15 protein-coding genes and 1 pseudogene are annotated in these 19432 nt (G+C 41.6%); 2 read left to right on the forward strand and 14 right to left on the reverse strand.

The annotated features are described in order from the left end of the window. Positions 1 to 34 precede the first annotated feature (34 nt). The 14 genes and pseudogenes from L3V77_RS21295 to L3V77_RS21360 form a co-directional block, all read right to left on the reverse strand. Positions 35 to 1195, reverse strand: coding sequence for a glycosyltransferase family 4 protein (locus tag L3V77_RS21295; RefSeq protein WP_275136832.1), 1161 nt, complete (start codon positions 1193 to 1195; stop codon positions 35 to 37). Then, on the reverse strand, positions 1196 to 1828 hold the full coding sequence (locus L3V77_RS21300) for a sugar transferase (protein WP_275136833.1): 633 nt from the start codon (positions 1826 to 1828) through the stop codon (positions 1196 to 1198). It lies immediately after the preceding gene. Between the two features lie 17 nt (positions 1829 to 1845). Then, positions 1846 to 3078 carry a glycosyltransferase family 2 protein gene (locus L3V77_RS21305; protein WP_275136834.1) on the reverse strand — a complete coding sequence of 411 codons (1233 nt, stop codon included), beginning with the start codon at positions 3076 to 3078 and terminating at the stop codon, positions 1846 to 1848. After that, positions 3075 to 4181, reverse strand: coding sequence for a glycosyltransferase (locus L3V77_RS21310; RefSeq protein WP_275136835.1), 1107 nt, complete (start codon positions 4179 to 4181; stop codon positions 3075 to 3077). The genes L3V77_RS21305 and L3V77_RS21310 overlap by 4 nt, the downstream gene beginning before the upstream one ends. A gap of 180 nt (positions 4182 to 4361) precedes the next feature. Further along, positions 4362 to 5789: a chain-length determining protein gene (locus tag L3V77_RS21315; protein ID WP_275136836.1), complete on the reverse strand. Its 1428-nt coding sequence runs from the start codon at positions 5787 to 5789 to the stop codon at positions 4362 to 4364. Beyond that, entirely contained in the window at positions 5786 to 6901 is a 1116-nt protein-coding gene (locus tag L3V77_RS21320) for a glycosyltransferase (RefSeq protein ID WP_275136837.1), read from the reverse strand. Before L3V77_RS21320 ends, L3V77_RS21315 begins: the two co-directional genes overlap by 4 nt. 35 nt (positions 6902 to 6936) lie before the next feature. Next, positions 6937 to 7647, reverse strand: a complete 711-nt coding sequence (locus tag L3V77_RS21325; RefSeq protein WP_275136838.1) for an acyltransferase — start codon at positions 7645 to 7647, stop codon at positions 6937 to 6939. 90 nt (positions 7648 to 7737) lie between these two features. Further along, a complete protein-coding gene (locus tag L3V77_RS21330; RefSeq protein ID WP_275136839.1) occupies positions 7738 to 9120 on the reverse strand; it encodes an O-antigen ligase family protein in 1383 nt (460 codons plus the stop codon). Beyond that, entirely contained in the window at positions 9117 to 10484 is a 1368-nt protein-coding gene (locus L3V77_RS21335; RefSeq protein ID WP_275136840.1) for an oligosaccharide flippase family protein, read from the reverse strand. The genes L3V77_RS21330 and L3V77_RS21335 overlap by 4 nt, the downstream gene beginning before the upstream one ends. Before the next feature lie 70 nt (positions 10485 to 10554). After that, the gene (locus L3V77_RS21340) at positions 10555 to 11748 is read right to left on the reverse strand and encodes a glycosyltransferase (RefSeq protein ID WP_275136841.1); all 1194 of its coding nucleotides are present in this window, start codon (positions 11746 to 11748) and stop codon (positions 10555 to 10557) included. A gap of 529 nt (positions 11749 to 12277) precedes the next feature. After that, a complete protein-coding gene (locus L3V77_RS21345; RefSeq protein ID WP_275136842.1) occupies positions 12278 to 13165 on the reverse strand; it encodes a DUF2167 domain-containing protein in 888 nt (295 codons plus the stop codon). 842 nt (positions 13166 to 14007) lie between these two features. Further along, positions 14008 to 14935: pseudogene (locus L3V77_RS21350) on the reverse strand (reverse transcriptase domain-containing protein); the annotation flags it as partial. 517 nt (positions 14936 to 15452) lie between these two features. Next, positions 15453 to 16019 carry a rhomboid family intramembrane serine protease gene (locus L3V77_RS21355; protein WP_275136843.1) on the reverse strand — a complete coding sequence of 189 codons (567 nt, stop codon included), beginning with the start codon at positions 16017 to 16019 and terminating at the stop codon, positions 15453 to 15455. 310 nt (positions 16020 to 16329) lie between these two features. Next, positions 16330 to 16773 (reverse strand): Rrf2 family transcriptional regulator, encoded by a 444-nt coding sequence (locus tag L3V77_RS21360; protein WP_275136844.1) that lies wholly within the window; start codon positions 16771 to 16773, stop codon positions 16330 to 16332. Between the two features lie 93 nt (positions 16774 to 16866). On the opposite strand from L3V77_RS21360, the gene L3V77_RS21365 reads away from it, so the two are divergent. Both L3V77_RS21365 and L3V77_RS21370 read left to right on the forward strand, forming a co-directional pair. Then, the gene (locus L3V77_RS21365; protein WP_275136845.1) at positions 16867 to 18285 is read left to right on the forward strand and encodes an MFS transporter; all 1419 of its coding nucleotides are present in this window, start codon (positions 16867 to 16869) and stop codon (positions 18283 to 18285) included. Between the two features lie 40 nt (positions 18286 to 18325). Then, a complete protein-coding gene (locus L3V77_RS21370; RefSeq protein WP_275136846.1) occupies positions 18326 to 19423 on the forward strand; it encodes an NADH:flavin oxidoreductase in 1098 nt (365 codons plus the stop codon). The last annotated feature ends 9 nt before the right edge of the window (positions 19424 to 19432 follow it).

Below are 19432 nucleotides of genomic sequence, written 5' to 3' on the forward strand. Positions count from 1 at the left end.
TTTTTATGTTATTGATAAATAAAGATAAAATATTTTATCTGTTTACTTGTCTAAATTGAATCTCATTTTGAGAATGGTTTATCAAGGCGAAATATTCCAGCTCCATTTCCTTCACTTGTCTCTCTAAGGAAAATTGACTGAGAATTTTTTTGTGAGCATTACTTGCTAGCCAGCGTTGTAATGGCTTTGACTGAATGATTCTAAGCATGGCGTTGGGCAAGGCATATTTGTTCTTAGGATTATATAGGATGGCGGATTGATTGTGACTGACCACTTCTGGTATCCCTCCTATATTTGGTGCCACAATGGGTAGCGAAGAAAACCCCGCCTCTGCAATAACAAGACCAAATGCTTCGCTGCGTGCACCACTAACGAAGGCGTCGCAACCTCCTTTTAACCAACCGACGGGGTTTTCCTGTTCACTTATAAGGTGAACATTATTGTCTAATTTTAGCGAGCTTATACGATCGAGTAGTGGTTGTTTCTCACGGCCTTCACCAATCACAAGCAGATGCACATTACGGGATTGGCAATGAATGGCTTGCATCGCATCGATAAGTTTATCTATCCCTTTCCTTGAAATGAGTGAGCCAATGGTGACAAATAGAAAGCTGTCTTTTGGCAGATTTAATCTCTCTTTGACATTGATTATTGGAACATGAGCAAGCGAAGAAAAATCAATACCATTATGTATCACTTTGATCTTTTCGTTGGGGTAGCCATCCCCATTAAGCTTAAAACTGATAGCCTTACTTACGACAACGGTTTTTTGGGAAAAATGCAGACCTAAACTGACTCTATCCCTTAACGGGTAATCGCAGTGCAATAGAGTGAGCATAGGCACGTTACACCGTCGGCAAGCCAGTGACATCCACTGAACAGGACCACCACTATTGGCGTGTACAATGTCTACTCTGTTTTCACGAATAAGACGTAGTCCTTTTCGAATGAGTCTGAACCAGTTAACAAAAGAAAGTTTTGGTTTAACCCATCCAAATAGTAGCGAGAAGGTATCAAGTTGGCTTGGAACCGAGAGCTTGTTTAGTGCCCGGTGGAGTGAGGGGTTATTTGTCCAAACGATCGGCTGAAATTTCTGACGGTCAATGTGAACAATAAGGTTGAGTAGTGATTGCTCACTGCCTCTAATCCAGTCATCACCATAGTGAACAAAAAGAATCGTCTTTCGCTCTGTCATTTAGCGGCCTCGTCCATTGAATACCACCGCGATAGTCTTAAGCAGAATAGTAGAATCTATCACCACCCACTGATATACCGAGGTTATTGCAAGGGCATAGCTATGGTCAAAACCGACCTTTCTTCTTACGTCATCAATGCAGGTATCATAGCCTTGGTTTACCTGAGCAAGCCCCGTAATTCCGGGTAGTACGCCATAGGTTCGTTCTACAAAGAAAGGAATGGCTTGATTCAATTTTTGGTAGAAGCTAGGTCGCTCAGGCCGTGGTCCAATAAGTGACATCTCCCCCTTTAATACATTAATGAGCTGAGGGATTTCATCTATTCGTGTTTTACGCATAAATCGGCCAACAGGCGTAATACGCGGATCGTTGTCAACGGCCCAAACAGCGCCAGAACTTGCTTCTGCGTTTTGATACATTGTCCTAAACTTAATGATCTCAAAAAACGTGATGGTTTCTGACGTGCATTTACCAACGCGCAGTTGCTTATAAAATATTGGCCCTTTGGATGTCCCCTTAATGAACAGTGCAACGACAGGAAGCAGTGGCAACAACAGTAACAAAGTGTAGGTTGCGATCAGGACATCAAAGATGCGTTTGCCGATGTAAATTTCTCGATGGTGATTGGTCATGGTTTTGCCCTCGAATCTTAAAAGTTGAAATGTCTCTTCTTGGCATGTTCTTGAGGCGATGGTTTTCTGGGAGATATCTTATTGGGAGACCGTTTGCTGGTGAATAAATAAGTGAGCCCACCAACGAGGTTCGCCAAATGACCGGACAGTAGGTAAGTTAATATGGATAACACTTTACTCTTCCTTAAAAAAGGTAGGCAGCAACAGATTAATCCGACGCTGTACGCGGTAATCTGGATGACGAGAGCGAAAAGAAATAAAGGATGTTCAATGAGAAGTAGTGAACATATAAGGCAAAGCAACATCAGGTATGGCGTCAGTAACCTTAGCCCTTTTCCAGAGAAGAATGTGAAGGCAGTGCTCGCGTATTTTGGGTTGAACAAATGGATTAAACGAAGGACCTGTTGCATGTTACCTGCCGAGATCCTTAGTCGTCGTGCAAAGTCGTCTTTGTGATTGGTTTCTTCTAGCTCTATCGCGTTAATTCTCGGTTCGAAGACAATCGAATACCCTTGCTCAACGATTTTCATCGGTAGGACAAAATCATCATTGATGGTGTCCAGATCAAGGGGTTGAAAAAGTGATTGTCGAAATAGATAGAATGCACCGTGGCAACCAATAGTCGCACCTAAACAGGCCTCGCCATTTTTGATTTTAGCTTGATATTCCCAGTAGCTTGTTTCCTCAAGATTGTCAGATAACGTCATGCAGTAATTAGGATTGACCACACCAACACGTTTGTCATTAAACGAATGGGATGCTATCTGCAGCGAATCTATAGATAGGAGTGCAGATACATCACTTAGTGCCACAATATCGGATGCGGCTTTAGGCACCAATTCATTAATGACGGCGATTTTTCCCCGATTAGTTGCAAAATTGATGACTTCAAAATGGACATTTTCACATATGGCTTCTTGTATCGTCAGTTGTGCCAGTTGAGCGGTGTTGTCTGTACATCCATCGCAGGCGATGATGACATTTAGTTTTTGTCGTGGGTAATCTAAACTGGCGATGTTACGTATTTTGCCCTGAATCCATTGAGCTTCATTGTAAGCAGGAATGATAAGCGTTACCGTTGGTAAATCTCCGTCACTTGCACTTTTTTTAAACTTCCGTGATGAAATAGAAATCGGTTCTAGTGGCCTATTATTTTTGTACCAGCCTAGCAGCATAGGATAACCAACATGGCTATAGACAATTAAACAAGCGCTTACCACGCTAGATACGATCAACAGTAGTTCCATCATGCCAATTCTCCCATTGATAGATCATCGTAAGCTTTAACCATCTGATGAATATTGTTGTTTGTGACCACAAATTCTCGCGGGAGGTGCGTGGATTGATTTGCCAACATTCTTGTTAATGAATGAGAAAGGTCAGCAACATCGTTTGATTTTGCCAATACCCCTGTTTTTGGGCATAAGACTTCTGCTGAGGCACCAACATTAGTGACGACGGCGGGAATATTACACGCCTGCGCTTCCAGCGGTGAGAGAGGTAAACCCTCGAACCTTGAAGGTAAACAAAACAGATCTAATGATTGATAAAATCGCGGCATATTTTCGACTAAACCGAGAAACAACACTCGCTCTTTTAGGTGCAATTTTTCGACTAAATTTTCAAGGCTTTTCCGTTGAGACCCATCACCAGCAATAACCAATATCACCTCTTTCTCTAACAGAGCGAGTGCTTTAATTGCTAAGTCATGGCCTTTTACCTGTTCTAAGCGACCAGCCGTTCCAATTATTTTTTTATCGTTAGGTAATTTGAACAGTTCTCTCGCCAGTTGCTTTGAACCGGGTTTGAATTTTTTGCAGTCAACGCCATTTTTTATGACGACCGAGTTGGATCCAGAAAAACAAGCAGTAAGTTTCTCTTTGACATGAGAGGCGTCGGCAACCAGTGTTGGTTTTGCGGCCTTAAGAACCATGCCTTGAATGCGTCGGTGTTTTTTGTCTTCTAGGTGCCAAGCGTCATGTTCGGTATGAATTCTAATTGTTACACCAGCCATGCGTGCCGCGTATCCAGCGTAGAGCAAAGGACCAATATGATGGGTGTGGACCACATCGGGTTTCACCGCTCTAAAAGCCTTAATTAGGGTAAGAATTAGACCTAAATGAACGCCCGGTTTTTTTTCTAAAAAAACCAACTGGTTTTGATACGCTTCAAGTCTAGGCCAGTTTTTAAGTGATTCTTCTTTCGTGCCTTCCAGACTGACAATCAATACTTGGTCATCTGGGTTGGCAAAACTCAGCAGATCTAGGGTTAGGCTTTCGAGTCCTCCAGGGGCGAGGTGTTGAACCACATGGATAACTTTTTTTCCGTGTCTGCGTGTTGAGGTAATATCCATAACGCTATCCTTCTCTATAAATGTGGGATTTCTCTGTGTTCAATAGACTATTTGTTTGAATAGGCTATTTGTTTGAATAGATAAATTGCAGGTAATGTGCCAAGTATTATTTCATTTAATAACAGTTAGTTATGGTTATTCCTTTACAGGCGGGTCGGTTTTCTCAATATGAGAACGAAATTAATAACTGACATTAGGTATGCTACTCAATACTGGTACACCAGTGATAGAAATCAGTTCATCCTGTCGACGAATAGTGGTATCGAAGAGCTCTAGCAGAGTGGCCATTCCGGCACCAAGAGCGATACCTGCAAATAGTCCAGAGAGTACATATACCCAGCTAGGGAAATTAGATGGCTGGCTAGGGGTATAGGGTAAATCTATAATCTTAACGCGTTTGTTTTGTTCAAAATTACCAAGTGAGCCGGTTAGTTGCGCCATTTCAAATCGTTCGACAAGCTCATCGTAGAGTCGTCTTTTATTGGTGACACTGCGCTGTAGGTTAAATAAGATCTTTGACTGGTCGCCAAATTGGTTTGTCTCTTTGTCTAAAACAGATATCATCTGCTTCAAACTTTTGCTCTCTTCTTGGAGTGATTCGTACTGGCTTCTAATCAACTGTAAACTCTGTAGTTGAGTGATGAGTAAAGGCTGCATGTTGCCTAATTGAGACAGTTGAATGCTACTTGCAATATCCCATAACTGTTCACTAGAAAGATTGGATGAATTTACGTTGACCATTGTTTCTCGTTCGCTCTCCAATCGAGAAAGTTCTCGATTTTTTGCTTGTACAGCACTGTGGTTTTCAGTGTAGTTTGCTCTCAAAAGGGTGAGTTGGCTGCGAGCTTCGATAATTTGTTCTTCAATTTTTCCTACAACAGGGTTGGTTCGAGATAGTTGCTGATCAAGGCTACCCAGACTTTTTTCAACCCCTGCAAGGGTCGCTTTTTTCTCGGATAAGGTTTGTTTTAATGCGGCAAGTCTAGACAGCTTTTCGTTTTGCCTTTCAGGCGACACATTTGGGTTTATGTTTTGGAAATCCGCGAGGGCTTGTTCGGCATTATTGAGCTCTTCTAATCGCTTGTTTATGTGGAAAGTAAGAAACTCTGCGGAATCTTTGATAGACGATCTTTCGGGCGCAAGGACTTGGTCGATAAAGTGATCACTTATGGATTCTAGTAGCGCTTTCATTCCCTGAGGCGCTGAAGCGGTGAGCTTTATTTGTACAAATTCTTTACCTAGCAAATGAACAGAAATCCTATCCGATAAGCTTCTGATCACTTTTTCTGACTCTTTGGTGCTCATTGTGGCATCAATGAGGCCAAGATCCAGAGCGACAGATTGCAAAATGTGTCGGCTTTTAAGTAGTGTACTTAGCGCATTTATTCTGTCTTTGAAACCAGTTGAGACTGCGATATCTTCAAGGAATGGGTTCATTTTTGCCGTTTCTTGAATAAGCATGCTGGTGTGTGAATGGTATTGTGCAGGTGCCAGTTTACTTACGATATAGCCTGCAAAAGGCATAATAAGAACAGGCATCAACAGTATATATCGGCGTCTCCATGCCCCTTGTAACAAAATAAGCAACTTTATCTTTAGTTCAATCATAATAGCTCCAATAGCCAATTGAGAAATTGGCTGCGTTCCGTCCAACTTTGATGACAAATGGCGTCTTTTGATATGCGGGCTGACCTTGCTGCCTGATAGAGTTTTTGACGAAAATCGTGATGAGAATGGGCAACGTGAAGATGCGGTTTATAGGGCGCAAGTGCAGGGAAATCGACACTAACAATGGGTTGGCCCGAAGCCATGTATTCCATCAATTTTAAAGGATTACATGCCCTTATCTGCGGGTTATCAATAAAGGGAAGAATGCTGACGTCCCAGTGCTGGCTGTAACTAGGTAGATCGTGGTGTGAACGACTCCCTAGATAGAAAATATTGTCTAAATTAGGCAGCTTTCGCTGTTCTAACTCGTTAGGGCCAATAAAAACAAAATTCCAATTTGGCATCGATTCAGCGAGAAACTGGATAAGAGGGTAGTCTATCCAGTTTGATAAACTGCCATAGAAACCCGCAATAGGCTTACCTAAAGGAAGATCGTTCGCTCTTGGCTGCGGCTTTGTAAATAGCTCTGTATCAACGCCATGAGGCAGTAAGTGGGTCTTACACGCAGGGAATTTGTGTCTAAGGTTTTCGCTTGCGGTCAGAATCAGGTCTGCTTTATCGACGAGTCTTTTTTCATGGTTGCTAACTGTGTGATGGTCTACACCAGCAAGTGCATTAAAGTCATCACCACAATAGTAAACAACAGCAGATTCGCCCAAGTTGCCGCAAAGATCCGCCGTGGTCGGCAGAGATGACCAAAGGATAGGTTGGTTAAGCTTCGCTCTATCGATGATGGGTTTGAGCTGATTTATCATCATATCTCTTGCGATATATCGGGCGAAAGTAGACTTAGGGGCAGGAATGGTCAGTAAGTCGACCTCTATTATGTTGTGATGCTGAACCTTTGGTTTCGCGTAATGCTGTGCACGATTTTTTTTGGGTAGCAGTTTTGCCCACGCTCGTTTTAGATCCTTGCTATTCCAATGGGGTTGTCTTAGCCCAATAGAATTAACCCACACAACCTTTCTATCTTCAGCCAATCGGGTGATCAGATGTTGTGTACTAGACGGCAAACCACCTAGGTCCTCACCAAATACGATAAGATCATGCATAACTCACCTCTTGCTCGATTATATGAAAGCCTGTGCTATCCAATAGCACGGATAATTTTTGCTGGATTGCCTGCGGCGAGTACAAAGCAAGGCAGGCTTTTAGTCACAACACTTCCAGTGGCGACGATGGTGCCTTTGCCAATAGTGACGCCTTTGTTTACGGTAACATTTGAACCTAGCCATACGTCATCTTCTAGCGTAATTTCGCCTATTTGACTGCTTAGATCTGGGCCTCCAGTCGCCCGATTTATCGCATCAAATGGATGGCCAGAATAACCAAATAGAGAGGACCTTCCGGCAATCCTTACATTATCTCCAATAACGACTTTAGTACCGACGGCGATAGTGGTCTGCCAACCAATACCAACGTTGTTACCGATAGTGAGGCTAGGGTTATGGCTAGTAGAGCGGCCACTAAACGTGGTTTGTCCAGAAATACGACAGTTTTCGCCTACGTCGATGGATAGAGGACCGGAGATAAATGGAATACCAGTGTAAAGGTAAAGATTTTTGCCACAGGAATGTACTCGTCCTTTAAATGCGGGTGTATAAAGAAAAATTCGAGTCACGTTACTTAAAAAATTTCTGATCAGAATGAGCAAGAAGTAGAGTGCTTTATTGAGAATCTTAGGCGTAGGTATGTCGAAGGTTCGTATGCTTTTTAACAAGCTGAACAGTTTTTGATGGTGTGGGTTCGGGCTCTGCTTCAACCAATTTTTTAGATTGTTGGGGGAAAGTGTCATCATGGTAGAGTCTCTTTTTGATTTCTTTCAATAAGACCTTCACAGAATGTGCCATTTAATAAGTTGTAAAAAATCAATTAGTTATATATTTTCTTATTTTGAATTCTCATTTTGACTAGCAATTTGAGCGACACAGATGGTGAGTGCAGCAAGAATGTAGATTGGCCAATTGAATCCTTGAGTTAAAAAAGTACCAGAAATCACAGTACCAATTAGACCTGCATAAACGGCATTTGCCATGGTCTCTACACTTGCAGGGTAAGGGTGCCTTTTAACTTTGTTTACGGTATTTTTTGCTGTTCTGATTAAAGACACGATGAAACTGATGAATATAAATAAACCTAACATTCCTGTTTCCGCTAAGACACCGAACCAGGTGCTGTGTACGGCATGGTTTAATCCGTCCCAATGAGAGCTGAAATAGAAATAATTTGAGTAGAAATTATTGAGGCCAACACCCGTTAAGGGGTTTTCTAATGACATGCGAAATGCGGCTTGCCATGCATATAAGCGTCCCATTGCAGATGCATCTACGCCTGCTTCAGCTGCGCCACCAGAGGCTCTTTCCGAGATCCCGGCAAAGAAGTAAAGAAATAGCGTTGCGGCAATACCAAGGAAAAATAACAAGGTCTTTGAACGGATTTTACCAAATGCCAATACGGAGAAAATGGCTAGCGTCCCTAATAGGCCACCTCGACTTTGCGTTGCAATAATAGAGTAGATAAGTATGGCGCTAATGACTATTGCAAAAACTCGAAGCATCAATGGATTGTTTTTGGTGATAAAGGTCGATATTGAGAATGCGAGTGGGAACATTAAAACGAGCGCCAGATCATTCGGGTCACCGAGCATTGAACCGATATCACGACCAATAGTGACACGGCTGCCCTCCACAAGCCCAATGCCATTTATTGAGTTATAAATGGCAACACTGCCTACCAGTAATCCAGATAAATTGATTAGCAGCGTAATATAAGAGAGGTATTTGGCCTGATTGACTATCCAGATGATAGCTAACGTCATGACTATGATTTTCCAATAGATGTTCTTAAAGTACTCAATGGCAATAGGTCGGTTTGATGCAAGCGCGATGCCGATCAATATGAGAACCCAAAACGCCACCAACCAAGAAAGAGAGGGATGCCAATAGGGAGTGAGTGTCTTGCTAATGACACTGTGCCATGCAAGTGCAAGCAGAGCACCTGCCGATAATAGCAATGGAATCTTCAATGGATAAAGTACGGGGATAACCTCATGAATGCGAAAAAACGAGAAGATAACAAAGAGAAAAACCAAGCCAAACATATGGTTAATAAGAAAAAGTATTCCTAGTGGTAAAGCGCATAAGATGAGGACGACAACGGGGTTGGGGGCGATGATCCAGATAAGTGATATAACGGCGCAACACAGAGTAACAAGTGTTATGCCTGCGTAACGACGGTCGTATAGGATGTGAGTTTTCGGTGAGAGCTTCATAAGCGACCGAGCTCTTTGCTATGGTTCAATTTTGGTAGAGAAAGGGAGGGGGTAAGGCCAGAGATAATAGCTGTCGCTAAAATCACTAATGGCGCGGCGATGGTTAAGAACATTTGGGCGGTTAAATCGTTCAAATAATAGGAACCTAGAATAAACAGTGCGGTAAGGGAAAAAATGAATAGGATAGGACGAGCCTGGTAAGGAATGAAATAGTATTTTTGACTTAGAGCGAAGATCAGAATCAGTTTAAGCAATTGAGCAATATTGAGGGCTAATATTATTCCCCAAACACCTGACTCTCTGAGCAGCCAAGCAACAGAAAGGCCTACGGTTGAAGCGACGATGTTGATGGCGAGCAGTGTGCCAGTTTTACGACGGTAAAGGAGACCAATATTGCCTATTTCGCTCAGCTCTTTCATCAGTGCAATAGAGAGTGTTCCCAGCACATACTTGGTTGATTCTGAATAACCCTCAGGAAGCGCTAAGGTGATAAAAACAGGCGCTAGATAAGAGACCGACGTGGCGAGCATAGCGACCCAGACAAAACCGTATTGGGACAATTGCGCCGTTGATTGGCGACCAAAGCTCTCAATGTGTTGGAACCGTTTGGGCATCCACCATAGGCCGTAAGGTTGAACCAGAATACACATTGCTAACGAGAACTTCAGTGCGATGGCGTACACCGCAACATCCGCCAGCGATCCTGAATAGGCAAGTATCCATCTATCGGCACCATTCAAGGCGAAACCAATACTACTTGCAAGAGCCAATGGTAGGCAATAGCGTGCAAAAATCTTTGTTTTCTCAGCGCTAGGAAAGGTGAAAGACCATCTATTGAGCCAATGAAGTACGCCGAGTTGAATCGCATGTGAAATAACAGAGGAGAGTAAAATTCCTGAGACACCAGCATCTAATCGTATCGCAATAATAACCAAAATTAGTTGTAGAATTGCGCTTGCGGCGGTGACAGTGACAAAGCACTTTGCTCTATCTTGCATACGTAACCACGCCAACGATATTCCCAGAGCGCCCTCGATAGACAAGCCAAAGGCTAATATTGAAAATTCAGTGTGCGTAACCAGAAGCGTAAGTTGAGTAAGATAATAACCGGAGAATAAAAGCAATATAGGAAGAGTGAGTAACGCAATGAGTGCCGTCAGCGTATAGATTTGTGCCGCGACTTTTTTCTTGTTCGACGGGCTATCCTCTACACCTGAATAACGATAAAGGGCTTCATGCATGGATAGATTGATGAACAAGCCGAGAAATGCCGCGATACTGGCGAGAATTTCAAGTTTTCCCACCTCTTCAATAGACAAGTTAGTGGCAATAAATGGCAACATAAACAAGGATAAACCTTTCATCAGAAATAGACCTATTCCGTAATAGAATATATTCCTGAAGCCTGAAGGCACTGATAACCGGATCATCACGTTAACCCTCTTTCGCGATTTGTTTGGGCGATTGCGCTATGGCCCTAGCGATCCTTCTATAGCATTGTTCTGCGTGATAATTCTCAGCTTTCTTTTTTGCTTTTTGACCGATAGCTGGAATCAAGAAAGGAGAAAAAATAAGTGTTTGGATAGAGAGAAAGAGAGCTTCAGAATCATTGGGTTTGTATTTGATACAATCAACCTTATGAGTTAATACAATATCCCAGTAAGCACCATCATTGGGAATGACAACGCACATACCGGCGGCCATCGCTTCTAGTATCGATAAGCCAAAGGGTTCATTTTGGCTAGTAGAAACAAATATATTGCTTCGTGCTCTTATTTCATCCAGATTTCTTGGGTTTTGATGCCATGAAAAAAGTGGGATTTGAACAGGTGCTTGTGTAGTCGAGATCTGCGTACGTTCCGGCTTTATATAACAAATGTCTGTAGGTACAGGGGTTGTATTTCCTAAGCGTTTTCCAGTTTCAATCAGCGTATCTAGCCCCTTCCATTTTAGTAGAGATGCGGCCCAAAAAAGGCGCGGTTCACCATAGGTACACGAAGTCGGCCATTGATTTGAACTAATACCATTGTTAAAAAAAAGGTAGTGTGGAGAAGTGAGGGCAAACTGTGTAAATTCCTGTGCGGAATGAGCGTGCACTCTCCAACTAAAATAATGGCTAAACGCTAACTGTATTGACGGGTGGCAGGATTCAAGCGCAAAGATGATGTCTGCTTTTGTTAAGCAATGGCCAATGGATCGAGATTTTGCAACAGGGCCATGGATAAGCTGAATCAATGGAAACCGCCAGATTACCTTCACGAGATAGAGCGACATATCAACGCCTGGACCTGACATGCCTACCACTGAGTCTACGGGGGGGATACGAAGTAAAGTGATGAAGATCATGATAGAAAAATAGAATTGCTTGACCCAAAAAAGCCCCCCGTGACTGGCGGTGAAAAGAAAGGGAGGCATTCGAAGGTGAATGGTCTTTATTTGATGGGTACTTGACGAAACCTCACTCTTCCAGCAAGTCGGGCTAACGGTAAGGACAGTGAATGAGACGGACTCGTTATTACACTGGTTGAGCGCTTCTTGCGTGGCAAGCTTTGACCCCCCGAAGAACGGTATGGGATCAAAAATTAAGCAATGATTTTTTGATTTCTCTTGATGCGTATTCTGTTCCATACCGACGTCCATATTATTGAGCAGTATGGTTAAACAGCAATCTCAGTGCCAGAATGTCAACCTGATTTAACATGTTGAATATCAATAGCTTTAATAGTTCTAATTCTGACAATAAAATCGTGTTCTCAATTTGAGAATCAAAATAATATCCATCTATCCGTTTTCATTGTTAATAATATGTGACTCCAAATGCGCCAACATATCCAACTTTAAGGGAGCACTTCAACACAAAAATGCCCCATTGTTTGTTACGCGCCGAAGTATACTCCCAGATCGTAAGCTAGTATTTGAAATACAAAAAAATAATGATAGGCAAAGGCATATCTAACCTTATCTCATCTATTGGCGAGCTTGGTTAAACATATATTGCACAGTGTCGTTCCAGAAAATTTAGAGTGCCTCATATCTTACTTCACCTTTTCAGTTAAAAAGTAAAGAAAGTAAAAGGGACATACATTTCAACTCGTGAGATATATGTCCTATCTTAGTGGGACCTTCCATAGGAAATAATCGTACACATTTAATGCGGTTACGCTTTTTTCCTAGAAAGAAATCGTTTAAAGAAGGCACCTACCGCTATAAGAGCAAATATTCCAAACTTCTTCAAAAACAGAAAGGCGACCGCAATAAAACCTGTTTTTGCTATTACTTTGCCAGCCACGAGTGCACCAAGCCCATAGGCCGCTACTGTATCTAGATCTGGATCAAAGTCGCTATATTTAGAGCCTTGGTCGAACTCTGCTAATGCGAGGACAGATTCAATACTTGAGTCTATTTCAGGTTTCTGTTCCATGTCTGCAATAAAATTGAGTACCAGAACGCCTTTTCGTCCTAGGATACGGATATTGTAGTTAAGCGTATTTATCTCTTGCTCGCCAAATCGAATTTCCTTGGCCCAGTGTAGCTTTTTTCCGTTGGCATCGTAGTACGGAGGGGAGGCCCAACCTACTAGCTCTACCGGGTCATAGCCTTCTTTTACTCTTGCCTTACTGGAGGATAGGGTGTCTTCTTTCATCTGTTGTAGAAGATCGCTATAGTTAATTTCGTCGGCATCTTCGTCAGAAACGTACCCGTCTTCTTCGTACTTGATCGTGACTGCCCATGATTCACTATCAAACGGTGACATCTGAGCAGGGAACAGCATTCCAAGTATAGGTTGATTGGGTGGGTTCCCCCAAACGTCGACAATTATCTTTTTGGAATCTTCGGCATTTAAGTAATAGAAACTGTCTGGAACGTTCAATACTGCACCAGTTCCTTCTATTTTTATGGTTCCTGTTTGTCTGTCTAATGACTCCCAGATGTCCCTTGCCCAAGTGATATATTCCTCTTCTTCTGACTTAGCACCTTCCTCGGTTGCAAAAGAAAAAAATGATAGGCTGAATAACATCAACCCCAAAATGAATCTTGGTCTCATTGTCGCTCCCTTATTTTTTGTATTTAGTTAGTTTGCGTTTACATCTGACGTTGCGTATTAAAAAACGGTTATTATCCAGATAGTTGTAGTTATATCTCTTTGATATTAATCATTAAATATTCATATAATGAATGTAATTGCACATTGATTGCCCAGAAACTAACAAGCATGAGTTAATGACAGTATCAAAACACAATTAGTACTAAGGAAACTCTCTTGTTATTTCTAGATAGATATTTTGACTAGGCTTGTTTTCTAGTCGACTTATATCTTCACTCCCGATAGGGACACGACAAGTTCCCGCTTATTAAGTTATGGCGGATTGCACGGGGCAGCTTCAGCTGGCCGTTCTCAACCTTGTTAAGTTCACCACCTAAAAGCTTGAGATCGTTCGATGCTTTACGCCGCCTGCTAGTATATAAACGAATTAGAAGTGAAACCGATGATTAACTATTTGAATGAGTTGACTACGGAAGACGAACTGCGTTGTGCTGCGTGATAAGTTAAGAAAAAACGAGTGTGTTTATAAAGATGATAACCCTGTTAAAGATGCAATAGGTGTTAATCGTACTGGAATAAAAGTGATATGTTTGAGAAGGTTTCATCAGGAAATCGAATTCCCCAATGATATGGTTATAGTGGATAGCTTTGATGATGTGCAAAAAACACTAGGCTTATAAAGGACTAATTATCTCAGAGGTAGGTTTCGTTCAAGCTCCTAAATCGTTTTTGTCGGGTGGACGACACTTGTTACCAAGTGCCGTCTCCCTAAGAACCCAGCGTGCAACGTTCACTGCACTAGGCTCAAGCCTCCACAAAGGCATCAAATGATACCCAGCAACTTATAACGCAGTCGGGACAGGCTCTTTCCAAGAGTTACGGGCTAGCCTTTTGGACTTTCTCTTTGCCAAGTATTCTTGGTATGGAGGGTCAAATGGTGTCACTGCACTTCGGATTTTTACATGTCTTTCTATTGGCACTTTAGCTATTTGGAACAGATTAAATTGGCAATCCATATCCATGATCTTCTGCCAACCGTGAAACTGCCATTGGCCTTTGCGGTTGAAGAAGTATTTTAGGGCGATCCAAGTTTTAGGCCTTGTTGGATTTACTCGGCTTAATGAGCAATTTCCCTTTGTACTTCCTATGATTAAAACCTAGGAAATCAAAGCCATCGTTGATGTGAGTGATGTGCGTTTTCTCTTCGGAGAGTGTTAAGCCTCTTTCCGCTAAGAAGTCAGCAATCAACGGTTTGATATCGTTCTCAAGCACTTCCTTTGAAGCGCAAGTGACGACGAAATCGTCGGCGTATCCAATAAAGTTGGCTCTTGCTTCCTTTTTGAGAGCGGTAGACTTAATTTGCTGTTCGAGACCAGAGAGCGTCATTAACATCAAGGCTGGGGATATAATCCCACCTTGAGGCGTGCCTTCATTGGTGTCATAGAACAGCCCTTTGTCTACAAAGCCAGACTTTAGCCATTGTCCCAACATACGCTTATCAACGGCAACATTGTCCATCAGCCATTGATGCCCGATAGCATCAGCCGTACTACGTTTTGGTCGAAAACCATAACTGTTAGGGTCTGCAAGGCTTTCCGATACGGGCTCTAACGCTAATAAGTGCAGCGCTTGTTGCGCTCTGTCTATCATACACGGGATACCCAGTGATCGAAGTTTGCCGTTCTTTTTGGGGATATAGATACGCTTGAGCGGTCTAGCTTGATAAGCTTTTCGACTCATTTGATACACTGCTTTCATACGGCGTGTATCTGCATCGTTACAATGCAGCCTTCGCTTTTTCCAACCTCCTATACCTGCATCACTATCGGCCACATAGGCTTTAGTGATACAGGCTTACCGTGTTCCGTATGTTGCGCAATGTCAGGGTAGATGCCCGCTATGGTGCGGAGAGCTTTATTGATCACGAAAGAGTACTGGACAACCTCTTCCTACTCTCATTGCCTTTTGGCCACAGCGTGTTAACCACTTCCGCTGTTTCATCGTATAACGCACCTTAAACGGATTCACTTATATTCATCATACTGACTACCTAGCACTCACCCGATTGTGGTTATCAGGAGGACCGTTCTCTCACGATTCTAATAGCCAATCTTCGTTACATTGTCAGGCTCGCTACTTTATTCAGAGCCTTAGGTTCATCTGGTGACACAGATGGTTCACTCATTGAGCGGTGAACAGCGCTTCATACGACTTCACGTCGCACGTCCACATACGAGTTACATGTAGAAATGGTTAAAAATAGCTATCCTTCTCATATTGTTCAGATTTACGGTGTGTGCCCTTTTGTAGAGTTCCTATTTATCCAAGACATCACTACGCCTGCTGCGGCTCCATAGATATGCGATGCCCAACTGACATGAGGTTGAAATGAAAATAGACTCCATAACAAACCGCTGTATAGCATGAGAACCAACAAGCCTATAAATAGGTTTTTTAAAGTCCTATTCAGTAAACCATAGCTTATCAAGAAAGCGCAGTAGCCAAAGATAAGTCCACTCGCCCCTGCATGTACTCCGGAGCTCCCCATAATCCATACACATCCTCCTCCTAATAAAGTAATACCGATGCTTACCTGCCAGAAAATAGCTAACCCTAATTGACGAACCAGCAGCATTAATATGCAAATGGGTATTAGGTTAGAGGCTAGATGGGACCAAGTATGGTGAATAAAAGGTGCTAGTGGTATACCCAAAAGTCCTATAGGTTGTCTCGGTAAGATCCCCCAATTTGATACGAAGCCAAACGATAAGGAATTGAGAGTTTGCATTATTATGAGGCCTACTGCGAAGATAAGTACCGGTCTTAAATGTTGCTTTATGATGCCATTTTTCATTCTGAAATAACTCCAAAAACTTATAATACAGTACTCATTAGTAGCGAATAGTTGAAAGGCAGTTATCACCTGATCACATGAATATCCAACTTAACATCATTTTCATAAAAGCAAACATTTCGATTAGAGTGAATGGAGTAAATTGACCATTAATTAGAAGGAAACTCGTTGATTTTTTGTGTAACTGTAGTTCCTCAAAGTATTAGTTTTTCGTAACTTTCACTTTGTTAGTGACTGAACTCACTTCACTCGATGTCCAACGTTGACAGTGCAAATCAGAATAATTGTATTATCAATTTATTACTAAAAATTACTCACCAGAGTTGCAATAAATCTCATATTTAACCTCAAATTCTTCACTTAATTGCTGGAGAGTCACATTTTCCAATTCCATCAGAAATACTTTTTTTGCTGACTTTAACGCTAAGTCGACAGATTCATTTGCGATTTTCTCCACCAAGCATGTCGAAGTGTTGGTCTCTGCTCCAATAGCAAAAAGATGGGGTATATCAAGAGCGTTATATAAACCTAATAGCGTTATTTCATTCAATGATTTTGTGAGTTTCCAACCACCTCGATGCCCCTTCGTTGATTCAACATATCCGTTGTTTCTCAACCCTGACATTGTTCTTCGTACGACAGCTGGATTGGTATTTAGCATTTTTGAAATGGTTTCCGATGTAGCAACTTCTTGCATTTTACTTAGATGCAGTAAGACGTGAATTACCCGTGAAAGCCGACTATCTACTCGCATATAACCTCCGAAATATCTTGTTGCTTTTAAAGTTACATGAATATAAGGTAATAGTCACGTTACTTTTGATGTTACACATTAAGGGCGAAAATCATGAAGGAAAGAGTTTACGAAAAACGTTGGGAAACACTGTTTTTTTTGTTGCTAGCCAATTCGTTAAATCTTATAGATATAACAATAATGAATGTCGCTATACCCAGCATAGTCAGGGATTTAGAAGCGACCGTAAATGAAACCCAGTGGATAACGATTATTTACCTATTAGCTTTCGCTTCTGGGTTGTTTCCTTTTGGAAAACTTGGAGATTTAAAGGGGAAGAAAAATTTATTTACCATTGGCTTGATTGGTTTTATGTTGTCCTCACTGATGTGTAGCTTTGCCACAAGCATAGAATTTCTGTTAGCAAGTCGATTCTTTCAAGGGCTATTCAGCGCTGTAATGGTTCCACAAGTATTAGGTATAGCTAATTCTATTTTTCAAGATCATGAAAAAAGTCGTATGTATGGTGTTGTTGGAGGAGTAGGCAGCACAGCTTCAATGCTTGGCCCTTTAGTCGGAGGTCTATTAATTTCTTTAAATCTGTTTGAACTTGATTGGAGAAGCATATTTTTAATCAATTTTCCGATAGGTCTAATCTCTTTAGTTGGCCTAAGAAACAATCATGTTGAAAAACATTCTATGTTTACTAATGAAAGTGTTGATTGGTTAGGTATTGCGCTATTTGTATGTTTATCAATTAGTTTGATATTCCCTTTGATAGAGGGACATAACTTGAATTGGCCATTTTGGATTAAAGGCTTGCTGTTTATGGCTTTCCCGCTAACTATAACGCTCGCCTTTTGGGTTGTTCATTGCAACAAGACACACCATTCAAGTCTACTTCCTGCCCGCTTATATCAAAATAAAGAATTTATTTATAATTTAATAGTTTTAATGATTTTCAGTAGTTCTATACCTGGATTATTTTTGGCTTTAGCTTTCTATTTACAACAACATTTAGAGTTTTCAGCGTTCCAAACTGGCTTAGCAGTTTCGGTGTTTCCACTTGGCGCCTTCAGTGCCTCTATGATCTTAAAGCAGCTAGATTCTAGCTGGAACAAACTTAGAATATTTCTAGGCGGCCAGTTACTTAGTCTATCTATATTTTTCGTCGCTATAAATGTAGAACACGTAACCAAGGAATCGGGAGTCACGATGATAATGTTTCTAATAGTGTTTTCTGGATTTGGAATGGGAAGTGCAATTATCGCATTAATGCATCAAACAATGATTACAGTTAACAAACATGATTCAGGAAGCGCATCGGGTGCCATGCAAGCTTTGCAATATATAGGAATGGCTATAAGCATAGGTACCGTTGGACAGCTTTTTTTAATTGAAATCCAAAACTCCCAAAACTATCAAATTGCCTTTCAACGTAGTGCTATTTTAAGTTCAAGTATTTTCTTAGCAGTTTCTTGTTATTTGGGACTGGAACTTGTAATAGAAAAACTCACAAAAACCCGAACTTAAACTCTAGGAATTAATAAATCTCAACGAAGGAATACACAATATGACCCAATTAAAAATCCCTGACATAGCAAAGTTATCCGACGCCCTCAATTTTAATCGTGGCCCTAATTTAAAGAACCGATTCGTATTGGCCCCATTAACCAATACTCACAACCACAGCGATGGTACAGTTTCGAGTGATGAGATACGTTGGCTCGATATGTGCTCCAAAGGTGGCTTCGGTATGATCATCACAGCAGCGGCTCACATCCAGAAGAACGGGCAAGGATATGTTGGTCAGTTAGGTGCATATGATGACCAGCACTTAGCAGGTTTAACCCAGCTAGCGAACACTATCAAATCCAACGAGGCTATTGCTTGTCTGCAATTAGCGCATTCTGGAAAAAAAGCAATAGATATTAAAACTCGAGTCAGCCCTTCATCGGATATAAAAAGTAACGCTAAAGCATTAAAAAATGGAGAAATCGAGCAACTTATTGGCGATTACGTTAGAGCTGCCCTTAAAGCAGAAAAAGCAGGGTTCGATGGTGTTGAGATTCATGCAGCACATGGCTTCCTTCCAACTCAATTCCTCTCTTCCGAAACTAATACAAGGACTGACAAGTGGGGTGGTTCTCTAGAAAACCGTTCGAGGCTTATTTTCTCCATTTTAAAGGGTATACGTTCAGCGTGTTCATCTCAATTTATGCTTGGACTGCGACTGTCTCCCGAAAGGTTTGGGTTAAAGTTACCAGAAATGCTCGAACTAGCACGACAATCTATGCAATCCGAATTAATCGATTGGCTAGACTTATCTCTTTGGGACGTTAACAAAGAGCCAGAAGACATCGCATTTAAAGGAAAAACAACAATGTCTTGGTTTACGAGTTTGGAAAGGGCGAATACACGTATTGGAGTTGCTGGAAAAATAATGAGTGCTCAACTAGCAGCTGAGTGTTTAGCCAGCGGAGCTGATTTTGTACTTGTAGGACGCGGAGCCATTGTTGCTTGCGATTTTCCGAATCAGGCTATGGGCAATTCTAATTATCAACCCCCAAAACTTCCTGTCAGTGCACATCATCTCCGTCAACAGGGACTAGGTGACAAATTTATTGATTATATGAAAGATTTCCCTAACTTTGTAAAAGTTGATAAATAACTCTCCTTC

Source organism: Vibrio sp. DW001 (assembly GCF_029016285.1).
Taxonomy (GTDB): domain Bacteria; phylum Pseudomonadota; class Gammaproteobacteria; order Enterobacterales; family Vibrionaceae; genus Vibrio.

Bases quoted from the DNA above. Each gene is read 5' to 3' on its own strand.
- L3V77_RS21310 (WP_275136835.1), bottom strand. From the start codon at position 4,181: ATGGATATTACCTCAACACGCAGACACGGAAAAAAAGTTATCCATGTG.
- L3V77_RS21365 (WP_275136845.1), top strand. From the start codon at position 16,867: ATGAAGGAAAGAGTTTACGAAAAACGTTGGGAAACACTGTTTTTTTTG.
- L3V77_RS21320 (WP_275136837.1), bottom strand. From the start codon at position 6,901: ATGCATGATCTTATCGTATTTGGTGAGGACCTAGGTGGTTTGCCGTCT.
- L3V77_RS21300 (WP_275136833.1), bottom strand. From the start codon at position 1,828: ATGACCAATCACCATCGAGAAATTTACATCGGCAAACGCATCTTTGAT.
- L3V77_RS21355 (WP_275136843.1), bottom strand. From the start codon at position 16,019: ATGAAAAATGGCATCATAAAGCAACATTTAAGACCGGTACTTATCTTC.
- L3V77_RS21370 (WP_275136846.1), top strand. From the start codon at position 18,326: ATGACCCAATTAAAAATCCCTGACATAGCAAAGTTATCCGACGCCCTC.
- L3V77_RS21295 (WP_275136832.1), bottom strand. From the start codon at position 1,195: ATGACAGAGCGAAAGACGATTCTTTTTGTTCACTATGGTGATGACTGG.
- L3V77_RS21330 (WP_275136839.1), bottom strand. From the start codon at position 9,120: ATGAAGCTCTCACCGAAAACTCACATCCTATACGACCGTCGTTACGCA.
- L3V77_RS21340 (WP_275136841.1), bottom strand. From the start codon at position 11,748: ATGGAACAGAATACGCATCAAGAGAAATCAAAAAATCATTGCTTAATT.
- L3V77_RS21360 (WP_275136844.1), bottom strand. From the start codon at position 16,773: ATGCGAGTAGATAGTCGGCTTTCACGGGTAATTCACGTCTTACTGCAT.
- L3V77_RS21305 (WP_275136834.1), bottom strand. From the start codon at position 3,078: ATGATGGAACTACTGTTGATCGTATCTAGCGTGGTAAGCGCTTGTTTA.
- L3V77_RS21335 (WP_275136840.1), bottom strand. From the start codon at position 10,484: ATGAAAGGTTTATCCTTGTTTATGTTGCCATTTATTGCCACTAACTTG.
- L3V77_RS21315 (WP_275136836.1), bottom strand. From the start codon at position 5,789: ATGATTGAACTAAAGATAAAGTTGCTTATTTTGTTACAAGGGGCATGG.
- L3V77_RS21325 (WP_275136838.1), bottom strand. From the start codon at position 7,647: ATGATGACACTTTCCCCCAACAATCTAAAAAATTGGTTGAAGCAGAGC.
- L3V77_RS21345 (WP_275136842.1), bottom strand. From the start codon at position 13,165: ATGAGACCAAGATTCATTTTGGGGTTGATGTTATTCAGCCTATCATTT.